Below are 12,493 nucleotides of genomic sequence, written 5' to 3' on the forward strand. Positions count from 1 at the left end.
CACACTATCGCTTTGCGCGGATCGGTGCCAGACGGAGCGCCATGTTGGACGGTGAGCGGGGGCGAGGGATGACGCGTCTGGGTCTGGGTGTGATGGTGGCGGCCGGGCTGACGGTGGCGGGATGCGGCGGGCCGCGCCTGGATGACCTGCTGGTTCCCTGTCCCAGCCTGACTCTCCCGGCCGATGTGGCAGACCTCACGCGCTATGTGCCTGACGCGCCACCGGATCATTCCACGATGGTTCTGGATGCGCGTGTCACCGGGATCGAGGGCAGCTGCCGCCGCGGCCGGCGCGACCAGACGCTGGATTCGAGCATCTCCGTCCGCTTCCAGGTGGAACGCGGGCCGGCGGCCCCCAGCCGCGCCTTCCAGCTGCCCTGGTTCATCGCCCTGCTCGACGCGCGCACCAACGAGGTGCTGAACCGGCAGAGCTTCATCATGAACGGCCAGTTCGCTGTGAACACGACGCGCGCCAACGTCACCTCCCAGGCGGTCGACATCGCCTTCCCGGTCGGTCAGGGCCGCCGGGTTCAGGATTATCGCATCCTCGTCGGTTTCCAGCTGAGCGAGAGTGAGGTGGCGATGAACCGCCGGCGCGGGCCGCGCTGACCGGGCTGGGCAGTCTACCGGCCTGCTGGGCTAGAATGCTAAAACAGGTGGCGTAATCCTGTAAGCTGCCCTACATTATGAAAAACAAGCCAATTTCCCGCATTTACTGAAATGTTGTGCCGAGATTGGATGGTGACTATGTTTTTAAGGCCGCATCCCGCTCTAGCTCATCATATGTAAATATATGAATTATTGTTGTATACGGGTATCCGCGTTTGATATTCAGGATTTTTTCCTTCAATTTTCTCACTATTGTCTCATTGTAATTCTCAACTGTGATGGCCAGGTGGAATTGGAAACTTCTGCGGGTGTTGTCTGGTAGGTTGCTGTAGACCTTAAGAACATTATTGAATGTCCTTATCAAGCCATCGAGAGGAAGTAAGCCCTTCCGGCTATATTTAACTTCCACAATTATTACTTTCTCACCTGATATAGATAGCGCATCGAATTGCGTTCGTGTGGCTCCGCGCAGATTTATGTCTCGTTCGAATTTAATGTTAAGATCTTTAGACAGTTTTGTTAATACGAGCTCTTCAGAAAGAAAGGATCTTGCTGTGAGGTCCCGCAGCGCAAGATCTTTTGCTGCGTCAAATGCGGGCGGTTCATTATTTGTTTCGCCGCCTTGTGTGCGAGAATTTTCACCTTCCGAAATACTTTCGCCGCTTTGATCCGAAGATTGCTCGCGCACGTTAGGGCGTTCATTTAAGCTGCCCTCCGCCATTTCTGTGGTTGCCGCTGCTTCCGCCGCCGCCTGCGCTGCGGCCTCGTCTCCAATTTTTTGAAAGCGATCACTGGCGGGGGCGCGGTTGAAAAGATCAGCAAAAAACTTGTCATCCCTGAAATCAGAGGGAGCATACAATGCATGATGCTTTGTAAACAGCATCAGAAAAAATAGTCCTACAAGAAGACATGGAAAAAGCATCAAGAACCAAACAAATATTCTCTGCGTCTCGTTGCTGAGAAAGGGTAGTACGATCGCGCCGCTGACCTCCGCTAGGCCAGCGAACATGGCAATAACAGTCAGTGGATTTTTAACGTGTCCAATCTTCTCAAGCACAGGATGGGCTCGTCGTGTCAGATATCCTCCTGATAACCTGAATATCTACGTCCACATTGTAAACATAAAAAAGACGGTAGTAAGCCATCTAAGTCTTTCCGTGGCAGTGCTTGTACTTCTTCCCCGAGCCACAGGGGCAGGGCGCGTTGCGCGGCGTCTTGTCCCAGGTGGAGGGATCGTTCGGGTCCACCTCGGAGATCACGCGCGTCTCCTGCCGGGCCACCGCAGCCGCGCCGTAGTCCGGCGCGGGTGGCATGGGCGCCATTTCATAAGGCTCGGCATCCGGCGCCGCGTGGCGCATGTCGGTCACGCGGATCGGCTGCGGCTCGGGGATCGGCGCATCCGCCGTGAGTTCCAGGCGCAGCAGCAGGGAGGTCACGCGCTCGCGCAGGTCTTCCAGCATGTTGTTGAACAGCGCGAAGGCCTCGCGCTTGTACTCGTTCAGCGGATCACGCTGGCCATAGGCGCGCAAGCCGATGCCCTGGCGCAGATGGTCCAGGCTGAGCAGGTGCTCCTTCCACACCTGGTCGAAGAGCTGCAGCAGCAGCGACTTCTCGACCATGCGCATGAAGTCCGGCCCGAGATTCGCGGCCTTGGCGGCGGCCACCTGGTCGGCCGCGGCCTCGATACGCTCGCGCACCTGGACCTCGTCGATGCCCTCTTCCTTGGCATAGGCGGCGATGGGCAGGTCGAGGCCCAGCACGTCGCGCACGCGCTTCTCGAGCCCCTCCAGGTCCCATTGCTCGGGATAGGCATTCTCGGGGATGGCGCGGTCCACCATGGCGCCGATCGTCTCGTGGCGCATCTCGGCGATGGTCTCGCTGAGGTCGGTCGCGTCCATGTAGGCGCGGCGCTGGGCATAGACCTCGCGCCGCTGGTCGTTCATCACGTCGTCGTATTTCAGCAGGTTCTTGCGCGTGTCGAAGTTCCGCGCCTCGACCTTCTTCTGCGCCTTCTCCAGCGCCTTGTTGATCCAGGGGTGGATGATGGCCTCGCCTTCCTTGAGGCCGAGCTTCGTCAGCATCCCGCCCATGCGGTCGCTGCCGAAGATGCGCATCAGGTCGTCTTCCAGCGAGAGGAAGAAGCGGCTCGCCCCCGGGTCGCCCTGGCGGCCGGAGCGGCCGCGCAGCTGGTTGTCGATACGGCGGCTCTCATGCCGCTCGGTGCCGATGACGAAGAGGCCACCCGCCGCCTTCACGATGGGCTGCGCGGCCGCGACCTCGGCCACATGGCGCGCATAGGCGGCCTCGTATTCCGGCCCATGCCCCTCCGGCACATCGGCCTTGGCCAGCATGTCGGCATTGCCGCCGAGTTTGATGTCGGTGCCGCGCCCGGCCATGTTGGTGGCGATGGTGACCGCACCCGGGCGGCCGGCCTGGGCGACGATGCCGGCCTCCTGCTCGTGGTAGCGCGCGTTCAGGACGTTGTGCGGGATGCCGGCCTGCTTGAGCAAAGTTGAAATTAACTCGCTCTTCTCGATGCTGGTGGTGCCGACGAGGCAGGGCTGGTTGCGCGCGCGGCACTCGCCGATCAGCTTGATGACGGCCTGGTATTTCTCCATCGCCGTGCGATAGACCTCGTCATCCTCATCCTTGCGCGCCACGGGCACGTTGGTCGGGATCTCGACGACGTCGAGCTTGTAGATCTCGGCGAATTCATCGGCCTCGGTCGCCGCCGTGCCGGTCATGCCCGAGAGCTTGGGATAGAGCCGGAAGTAGTTCTGGAAGGTGATGCTGGCGAGCGTCTGGTTCTCCGGCTGGACGGTCACGTCCTCCTTCGCCTCCAGCGCCTGGTGCAGGCCGTCGCTGTAGCGGCGGCCTTCCATCATGCGGCCGGTGAACTCGTCGATGATCACGATCTTGTCGTTGCGCACCACGTATTCCACATCGCGCTTGAACAGCACATGCGCACGCAGCGACTGGTTGACGTGATGCACGACCGAGACGTTGTGGCTGTCATAGAGGTTGCCCTCGGTCAGCACGCCGGCCGCCAGCAGCATCGCCTCGATGTCCTCGCCGCCCTTCTCGGTCATGGCGACGGTGCGCTGCTTCTCGTCCTTCTCGTAGCGCTCCTCGTCCTTCACGAACTCGGCCATCACCGCGTCCACGCGGCGATAGAGGTCGGAGGTATCGTCCGTGGGGCCGGAGATGATGAGCGGCGTGCGCGCCTCATCCACCAGGATGCTGTCCACCTCGTCCACGATCGCATACTGGAAGGGGCGCTGGACCATCTCCTCCAGGCGGTACTTCATGTTGTCGCGCAGATAGTCGAAGCCGTATTCGTTGTTGGTGCCGTAGGTGATGTCGCAGGCGTAGGCCGCGCGGCGCTCGTCGTCGCTCAACCCCTGGACGATGACGCCCGTGGTCAGCCCGAGGAAACCATAGACCTGGCCCATCCATTCGCTGTCGCGCTTGGCCAGGTAGTCATTCACGGTGACGACATGCACGCCCTTGCCCGGCAGCGCGTTCAGGTAGCAGGGCAGGGTGGCGACGAGGGTCTTGCCCTCGCCGGTCTTCATCTCGGCGATCTTGCCGTCATGCAGGACCATGCCGCCGATCATCTGCACATCGAAATGACGCAGGCCGATGACGCGCTTCGCGGCCTCGCGCACCACGGCGAAGGCCTCCTCCAGCAGGTCATCCAGCTCGGCGCCCTGGGCGAGCCTCTCGCGGAACTCGGCGGTCTTGCCGCGCAGCGCCTCGTCCGACAGCGCGGCAAGCGGCGCCTCGAAGGCCGCGATCGCGGGGAGGCGCGCCTGGAAACGCTTCAGCGAACGATCATTCGCGGAACCGAAAATGGCACGGGCAAGACGAGCGAACATGAGCTGTGGATTCTCTCCGGGCGCCGCCGTCGGAAGGGGCGGCTTTGGGCCTGTGACAGGTAAGGTCCCCCTGCCCCCGGGTCAACGTGCCACCGCGTCAAGCCGGTGGGGGCGCCCGGGTTGTGAGGGGGGCGGGCATCGGCCATTGTCGCCCGGATCGTGATGGATTCCCGCCAATGTCCCGCTTTTCCCTTCCCCTCGCCCTGATCCTGGCTGCCGGCCCCGCCCTGGCCCAGGCGCCGGCGCCCGCGACCCCGCCTGCCGCCGCCCCTGGCCCCGCCTCGGCCCCTGGGGCCGCCCCTGGGGCCGAGGACAGCAACCCCGTCCTCGCCCGCGTGAACGGCCAGGACATCCGGCTGGATGAGGTGATCGCGACCGCCGCCGAGGCGATGCCGGCCGAGCTGCGCAACGTCCCGCCCGCCCTGCTGCGCAGCATGCTGCCCCCCCAGGTCTTCGAGCAGCTGCTGGACCGCGCCATCACCGACCGCGCCATGGTCGCCGCCGCCCGCGCCGCCAACCTGGACCAGGACCCCGAGATCCGTCGCCGCGTCCGCCTCGCCGAGGAGAATGAGCTGCGCGACGCCCTGCTCCGCCGCGAGGTCCTGCCCCGCGTGACCGATGACCTGCTGCGCGCCCGCTACGAGCGCGACGCCGCCAACCGCTCGGCCGAGCAGGAGGTCCGCGCCCGTCACATCCTGGTGGCGAACGAGGCCGATGCCCGCGCCATCCTGCAGGAAATCCAGCGCGGCGCGAATTTCGAGGAAGTGGCACGCCGCCGCTCGACCGACCCCGCGGCGCGCAACGGCGGGGATCTCGGCTTCTTCCGCCAGGGGGACATGGTGCCCGAATTCGCCGCCGCCGCCTTCGCGCTGCAGCCCGGCCAGGTCAGCCCCGCGCCGGTCCGCACCCAGTTCGGCTGGCACGTGATCAAGGTGGAGGAGCGCCGGACCTCCGCCGGCCCGAGCTTCGAGGACAGCCGCGACACGCTGCGTCAGGCGCTGATCGAGGAGGAGGTGCTGGCCGCCGTGCAGCGCATCCGCGCCGCCACCCGCATCGAGCGCGTGGAGCCGCCGGCCCCGCCCGCCCCCGCCATCCAGGCCGAGCCGCCGGCCCCCGCCCGGCCCGCCGCCCCCGCCCCTGCTTCGCCCCCTGGTCAACGGAGATAAGTCATGACGGGCCCTGTTTCGCCCCTCGCCTTGCCCCTGCCGGAGATGCCGGCCATCGCCGGCGCCGAATGCGCCAGCATCGCCGCCGGCATCCGCTACAAGTCGCGCGAGGACATGACGGTCTTCCGCTTCGCCCCGGGCACCACGGTGGCGGGCGTCTTCACCATGAACAAATGCCCCGGCGCCCCGGTGGACTGGTGCCGCGCCGCGCTGAAGGGCGGCAAGGCGCGCGCCTTGGTGGTCAATGCCGGCAACAGCAACGTCTTCACCGGCAAGGCTGGCCGCGAGACCTGCGAGCGCACGGCGAAGGAAGCCGCCGCGCTGATCGGCTGCAAGCCGCGCGAGGTCTTCATCGCCTCCACCGGCGTCATCGGCGAGCGCCTGCCGACCGACGTGCTGCTGGCCGCCCTGCCCGGCGCCGTGGCGAAGCTCACCGCCGATTCCTGGCAGGGGGCCGCCCGCGCCATCATGACGACCGACACCTTCCCCAAGGGTGCCACCCGCACGGCGAAGATCGGCGACGCGACGGTGACGATCTGCGGCATCGCCAAGGGCAGCGGCATGATCGCGCCCGACATGGCGACCATGCTCTCCTTCATCGCCACCGATGCGAAGATCCCGGCCGAGGCGCTGCAGAAGCTGCTCTCCAAGGGCAATGCGAAGACCTTCAACTGCGTGACGGTGGATAGCGACACCAGCACCTCCGACACGGTGCTGCTGTTTGCCACCGGCCAGGCGAAGCATCCGCGCGTGCCGGCGGAAGGCGGCGCGATGCTCAAGGATTTCGCCCGCGCCCTGGAGGAGGTTCTGCATGACCTGGCCCTCATGGTGGCGCGGGACGGCGAGGGCGCGCAGAAGCTCATCACGATCGACGTGACCGGCGCGGTCTCCGCGAAGTCGGCGCATCGCGTCGCCATGGCCATCGCCAATTCGCCGCTGGTGAAGACCGCGGTGGCGGGCGAGGACGCGAATTGGGGCCGCATCGTCATGGCGGTCGGCAAGGCGGGCGAGCCCGCGGATCGCGACAAGCTCTCCATCGCCGTGGGCGGCGTCTGGATGGCGCGCGAGGGCGGCGTGATCCCGGATTATGACGAGGCGCCGGTGGTGGCCCATATGAAGGGCCGGGACGTGCAGATCACCGTGGATCTCGGCCTCGGGCGCGGCAAGGCGCGCGTCTGGACCTGCGATCTCACGCATGGATACATCGATATCAATGGCAGCTACCGAAGCTGAGCTTCCCATCGCCACGGCGCGGCTCGTGCTGCGCCGCCTGGTGCCGGCGGATGCGCCCGCCGTCACCCGGCTGGTGAATGACTATTCCGTCGCCGGGAACCTCGCCCGCGTGCCCTTCCCCTACCGGGAGGAGCTGGCGCGCGAATGGATCGCCTCGGCGGGGGAGCAGATCGATTCCGGGGATGCCTATCACCTGGCCATCACGCAGGATGGCGCGCTGGTGGGCTGCATCGGCCTCACGCTCAAGCGCGGCGCGCTGCCGGAGCTGGGCTACTGGATCGGGCGGAAATTCTGGGGGCGCGGCCTGGCGCGCGAGGCGGGGCAGGGGCTGCTGGCCTGGGCCGAGCAGCATCTGGGCATCGCCGAGGTGGAAGCCAGCGCGCTCAGCGACAACCTCGCCTCGCAGGCCGTGCTGAAGCATCTGGGCTTCGTGCAGGAGGGCACGGGCATGCAGCCCTTCCTCTCGCGCAACCGCGCCATGCCGGTGGTTCTGTTCCGCCGCGCCCGCGCGCCCGCACCGCCGCCCAAGCCCATCCTGCTCGTCGTCGCCTGCGCGCTCTTGGACAGCGAGGGGCGCATCCTGCTGGCGCAGCGGCCGGAGGGGAAATCCATGGCGGGCCTTTGGGAATTCCCCGGCGGCAAGCTGGATGAGGGCGAGACGCCCGAGGCCGCCCTGATCCGCGAGCTGCGCGAGGAACTCGGGATCGAGACGCAGGAGGCCTGCCTCTCGCCGCTCTTCTTCGCGAGCCATTCCTACGCGAATTTCCACCTGCTCATGCCGCTCTACATCTGCCGCAAATGGCAGGGGCGGGCGGTGGCGCGCGAGGGGCAGAACCTCGCCTGGGTGCGGCCCGACAAGCTGCGCGACTACCCGATGCCGCCGGCGGACGTGCCGCTGGTGGCGCTGCTGCGCGATTTCCTCTGACGGACGAGGTGCCCTGATGGCCAATCCCATCGCCTGCCTGCTGATCATCGGCAACGAGGTGCTCTCGGGCCGCACGCGCGACGCGAACCTGCAATTCCTCGCGACACGTCTGGGCGAACTCGGCATCCCGCTGCGCGAGGTGCGCGTCATCCCCGACGTGCCGGAGACGATCATCGCCACCGTGAACGAGGTGCGGGCGAAGCACGACCACGTCTTCACCACGGGCGGCATCGGGCCGACGCATGACGACATCACCAGCGAATGCGTGGCCAAGGCCTTCGGCGTGCCCTGGGTGGTGCATGAGGAGACGCGCGCGCTGATGGCCGAGGATTACGCCCGCCGCGACCCGCCGGTGGAGATGAACGCGGCGCGTCTGCGCATGGCGACCCTGCCGCTGGGTGCGACGCCGATCCGTTGCGCCATGACCTCCGCACCCGGCTTCACCATGGGCAATGTGCATGTGATGGCGGGCGTGCCGCGCATCATGCAATCCATGTTCGAGGCGCTGGCCCCTTCGCTGACCGGCGGCGTGCCGGTGGTGCAGCGCGCCGTGCATGCGCTGGGCGTCTTCGAGGGCAATATCGCCGAGGCGCTGGAGGCGATCCAGAAGCGCCACCCCGACCTCGACATCGGCAGCTACCCCTTCTACCGCCCGATGCCGGGCAGCACGGGCTTCCCGGGTGGCGGCGTGGCACTGGTCTCGAAGGGCGTCTCGCTGGCCGAGGTGGAGCAGGCGACGGCCGAGATTACGGCAATGCTGACGGCGATGGGCGCCACGCCCATCCAGGGCGAGCCGGCCTGAACCAGAGCGCGGTCGCTACTCGATCCGCGCCAGCCGCACCGCGGTATGGCCGGGCGAGGTGATCAGGCTCGGCATCACCAGCATGCAGTCATCATGCGGCGTGCGGATCGCGCGCTCGCCATCCTGCGCGATGATCGTGCCGCGGCGGGGCACCACCGTGCCGCCGCGCCAGGGCTGGGTGAAGGTGAAATCCGCCGTCTCCGCCGCGATGGTCTCCGTCACCAGCGCGAGGCGCGGGCGTGGCAGCGCAGGCACCGGGCCAGGCACCAGGCCGAGCAGGGCCAGCAGGCGCCGCGTCGCGGCCTCCATGCGCTGCACCGTCTCCGCCTCCCAATGCCAGCCGGCCTCGAGCAGCACGGAGCGTCGCCCGCTGCCGGGGACGGCGAAGAGGCCGTAGTCGATCAGCCGCCGCCCGGTCTGGTGGCCGTGATCCGCCACCACCAGCGCGGGCTCGGCCAGCTCCATCGCGAGCCGCACGGAATCCTGCGGCCCGCCCACCAGGAAGAGCGGGTCCGACGGCCAGAGCATCGAATGCAGATCGAGGATGACATCGGCGCTGTCCAGCACCGGGCGCAGCGCGCGGGCGCGGCGCAGCTCGGCTGAGCGGCGCGGGCCCTCCAGCGTCGCCATGTCCCAGAGGCGATTCAGATCCTCCTCCAGGAAGCGCGAGGCGGTCGGGTCCTCCGGCTCGAAGCGGGAGAAGGCATCGAGATTGGCGAAGATGAGCGTGAGGCGCCCGCGCAGCGGCCGCAGCCCCTCGCGCAGCAGGCGGTCGAGCAGGATGGCCCCGGCGAATTCATTGCCATGGGTGAGCGCCACGATGCAGCAATGGGCACCCGCCATGCCGCTGTCGAAGGTCCAGACACCAGGCAGGCTGTTGCCGGCGCGCCAGCGGGCGATATCGGGTGGCTGGAGGCGGGCGGTCGCGCGGGGCGCTTCCAGCAGTTCCGCCAGGGCAGGCGGCCACTTCATTCTCATGCGGCGCGCCTCGATTGCCGCTCGATCAGGCGGCCCAGGAAGTCGCAGCAGGCCAGCAGTTGAGTGGTGGTGATGAATTCCTCCGGCTGGTGCGCCTGGGCGATGTCGCCCGGCCCGCAGACGATCGCGGGGATGCCGGCCTCCTGGTAGTAGCCGGCCTCGGTCCCGTAGCTGACGAAGCCGGCGCGGTTGCTGCCCGAGGCGCGCTGCGCCAGCAGCACCAGCGGGTCATTCTCCGGCAGGCCGAGCGGCGGGGCATTGGCGCGCACGCGCAGTTCCATCGCTGCGCCGGGATAGACGGCGCGCATCTCGGGCAGGATCGCGCTCTCCACATGGGCCACGAAGCGGCTCAGGATCTCAGGCGCGGAATCGCCGGGCACGCTGCGGATCTCGAAGGTGAATTCCGCGCGGTCGGGCACGATGTTCAGCACCGTGCCACTGTGGAAGGTGCCGGCATGGAGGGTGGTCCAGGGCGGCTCGAACCCCTCCACGCGGCGTCCCTCGCGCGCGAATTTCCGCGCCTCCGCCTTCAGCCAGGCGATGGCCTCGGCGGCCGCCATCAGGGCGTTCACCGTCTCATGCGCGCGCGACGAATGGCCGGAGAGGCCGGTGAAGACCACGTCCCAGCTCGCATAGCCCTTGTGCGCAATGACGGGCGCCATGTTCGTCGGTTCGCCCACCACGCAGACGGCGGGCGGCGGCGCATCGCGACCCAGAACGGGCATGAGGCGCGCGGCGCCCCGGAAGCTCGTCTCCTCGTCATGGGTGAGGCAGATGTGGAAGGGGCGGTCGAGGGGGGCGGCCACCATCTCCGGCAGCATGGCCAGGATGCAGGCGACGAAGCCCTTCATGTCCGTGCTGCCGCGGCCGATGAGCTTCTCGCCCTCGGCCCGCAGCGTGAAGGGATCGGCCTTCCAGGCCTGGCCCTCCACCGGCACGCAATCCACATGGGCGGAGAGCGCGATGCCGCCCGCCACATGCGGCCCGATGATCGCGTGCAGGTTCGCCTTGCCGTCCTCGACCATCACGGCCGATTCGACGCCATGCGTCGCCAGTTCCGCCCGCACGAACTCGATCAGCGGGAGATTGCTGCGCGCGCTTGTCGTGTCGAAGGCCACGAGCTTCGCCAGCAGGTCCTGGATTCGGGCGATTGACGACATGCGCCGCAGCTTATCCACTCGGCGGCCTGCGTCCATCGGGGGGTCCTGTCATGTCGCTACGCATCGCCATCCTGGGTCTCCATCTGGAGGCCAATGCCTTCGCGCCCCCCACCTTGCGCGTGGATTTCGAGCGCCAATGCCTGGCCCGGGGGGAGGAGATCACCCGCCTCGCCCGTGCCCCCAACCCGCCTTTGCCGGCCGAGATCCCGGGCTTCTATGCCCGCATGGATGCGACCGGGCCATGGACGCCCTGCCCTATCCTGATGGCGGCCGCGCCCCCGGGCGGACCGATCGAGCAATCCGTCTTCCTGGACTTCCTGGACGAGATGCAGCGCGGCCTGGCCGCCGCTCTGCCGGTGGATGGCGTCTATGTCGCGAGCCATGGCGCGAGCAGCGCGACGGGCGATGAGGACAGTGACGGCACGCTGCTGGCGATGATCCGCCGCCTGGTCGGGCCGCGCGTGCCCATCGTGGTGACGCATGACCTGCATTGCAATGTCAGCGAGCGGATGATCGAGCAGCTGGATTGCTTCATCGCCTATCGCACCAACCCGCATGTGGACATGGCGGCGCGCGCGGCCGAGGCCGCCGATGCGATGCGCGAATTGCTGGCCGGCCAGAAGACCGCCCGCGCCTTCCTCCGCCTGCCGCTGACGCCGCCTTCCGTCACGCTGCTGACGGCCGAAGGCCCCTATGCCGACCTGGTGCGCGATGCCGAGGCGATCATGGCGAGCGACCCCGCCATCCTGAATGCCAGCGTGACCGGCGGCTTCACCTTCAGCGACCTGCCCAAATGCGGCATCACCGTCACCGTCACCGCGCGCAACGCGGACATGGGTGCCGCGAAGCGCGCCTGCGCGCAGCTCGCCCGCCGCGGCTGGGCGGAGCGTGCGCGCCACACGCGGCGGCTGCTCTCCATTCCTGAAGCCACCGAATTGGCGCTGAAGGCCGGGCGTGGCGAGGTGGAGCCGGTGATCTATTCCGATGCGGGCGACAATCCCGGCGGCGGCGGGCGCGGCAGCACCAGCTATACGCTCCGCGCGCTGCATGAGGCGCGCGTGCCCGGCGTGGTGCTCGGTCTCTTCGTGGACCCGGCGCTGGCCGCCGAGGCGCATGCGCTGGGCGAGGGCGCGCATTTCCACGCCGTCTTCAACCGCGTGGAATCCGAGTTCTCGAAGCGCTTCGAATCCGGCGCGCGCATCCTGAAGCTGACGGATGGCGAGGGCGTGGGGCGACGCGGCACGATGAAGGGCCGGACCTTCCAGCTTGGCCCCACCGCGCTGCTGGAGCTGGATGATTCCGGCATGAAAATCGTCGTCATCAGCCTGCGCCGGCAATGCCATGAGCCGCGCACGCTGGAGATGCACGGCATCGACATCGCCGCCGCGCGCGTGGTGGTGGTGAAGAGCCGCGGCCATTTCCGCGCGGGCTTCGACGAGTTCTTCCCCGACGAGCGCATCCATGAGGTGGACAGCGCGGGCCTGACCAGCCCGGTGCTGAGCAACTTCAACTGGAAGCGCCTGCCGCGGCCGACTTGGCCGCTGGACCCGGAAGCGGTGTGGAACGACCCGGGCTGGAACTGAAGAAAAACAGGCCTCCGGCGGCTGGGGCCGAGAGGCCCTGTTCAGACCGGACACATCCCTGACGGATGTTCGGAGAGATGGTTGACGCTTTTGGGCGTGGTTTCTCGGGAGAGAGGCGATGCCCTGGAAGGCGTTATCAGTGCTGGACCATCGTCGAGAG

10 protein-coding genes are annotated in these 12,493 nt (G+C 67.3%); 6 read left to right on the top strand and 4 right to left on the bottom strand.

The window, feature by feature from the left end:
• Nucleotides 1–68: 68 nt before the first annotated feature.
• On the top strand, nucleotides 69–608 hold the full coding sequence (locus KTR66_RS22970; RefSeq protein ID WP_213616876.1) for a hypothetical protein: 540 nt from the start codon (nucleotides 69–71) through the stop codon (nucleotides 606–608).
• 136 nt (nucleotides 609–744) lie between these two features.
• Here KTR66_RS22970 and KTR66_RS22975 read toward each other — a convergent pair whose 3' ends face one another.
• Both KTR66_RS22975 and secA read right to left on the bottom strand, forming a co-directional pair.
• Entirely contained in the window at nucleotides 745–1,665 is a 921-nt protein-coding gene (locus KTR66_RS22975) for a hypothetical protein (protein WP_213616878.1), read from the bottom strand.
• Between the two features lie 88 nt (nucleotides 1,666–1,753).
• On the bottom strand, nucleotides 1,754–4,486 hold the full coding sequence (gene secA, locus KTR66_RS22980) for a preprotein translocase subunit SecA (protein ID WP_213616880.1): 2,733 nt from the start codon (nucleotides 4,484–4,486) through the stop codon (nucleotides 1,754–1,756).
• A 176-nt stretch (nucleotides 4,487–4,662) separates the two neighbouring features.
• On the opposite strand from secA, the gene KTR66_RS22985 reads away from it, so the two are divergent.
• Genes KTR66_RS22985 through KTR66_RS23000 form a run of 4 tightly spaced genes read left to right on the top strand, consistent with a single transcriptional unit; the run spans nucleotide 4,663 to nucleotide 8,612 of the window.
• Complete coding sequence (locus tag KTR66_RS22985; protein ID WP_213616882.1) at nucleotides 4,663–5,652, top strand: peptidylprolyl isomerase; 990 nt, start codon at nucleotides 4,663–4,665, stop codon at nucleotides 5,650–5,652.
• Between the two features lie 3 nt (nucleotides 5,653–5,655).
• Nucleotides 5,656–6,885: a bifunctional glutamate N-acetyltransferase/amino-acid acetyltransferase ArgJ gene (gene argJ / locus KTR66_RS22990; protein WP_213616884.1), complete on the top strand. Its 1,230-nt coding sequence runs from the start codon at nucleotides 5,656–5,658 to the stop codon at nucleotides 6,883–6,885.
• Entirely contained in the window at nucleotides 6,866–7,810 is a 945-nt protein-coding gene (gene mutT / locus KTR66_RS22995; protein ID WP_249732376.1) for an 8-oxo-dGTP diphosphatase MutT, read from the top strand. Before argJ ends, mutT begins: the two co-directional genes overlap by 20 nt.
• Before the next feature lie 16 nt (nucleotides 7,811–7,826).
• Complete coding sequence (locus tag KTR66_RS23000) at nucleotides 7,827–8,612, top strand: molybdopterin-binding protein (RefSeq protein WP_213616888.1); 786 nt, start codon at nucleotides 7,827–7,829, stop codon at nucleotides 8,610–8,612.
• A gap of 15 nt (nucleotides 8,613–8,627) precedes the next feature.
• On the opposite strand, the gene KTR66_RS23005 is transcribed toward KTR66_RS23000, so the two are convergent.
• Both KTR66_RS23005 and argE read right to left on the bottom strand, forming a co-directional pair.
• A complete protein-coding gene (locus tag KTR66_RS23005) occupies nucleotides 8,628–9,590 on the bottom strand; it encodes a succinylglutamate desuccinylase/aspartoacylase family protein (RefSeq protein ID WP_249732377.1) in 963 nt (320 codons plus the stop codon).
• Complete coding sequence (argE, locus tag KTR66_RS23010) at nucleotides 9,587–10,750, bottom strand: acetylornithine deacetylase (RefSeq protein WP_213616890.1); 1,164 nt, start codon at nucleotides 10,748–10,750, stop codon at nucleotides 9,587–9,589. The genes KTR66_RS23005 and argE overlap by 4 nt, the downstream gene beginning before the upstream one ends.
• Nucleotides 10,751–10,800: 50 nt before the next feature.
• Here argE and KTR66_RS23015 point away from each other — a divergent pair, with 50 nt between their 5' ends.
• Nucleotides 10,801–12,333, top strand: coding sequence for a M81 family metallopeptidase (locus tag KTR66_RS23015; protein WP_213616892.1), 1,533 nt, complete (start codon nucleotides 10,801–10,803; stop codon nucleotides 12,331–12,333).
• Nucleotides 12,334–12,493 lie beyond the last annotated feature (160 nt).

This window comes from Roseococcus sp. SDR (genome assembly GCF_019083995.1).
GTDB lineage: Bacteria > Pseudomonadota > Alphaproteobacteria > Acetobacterales > Acetobacteraceae > Roseococcus.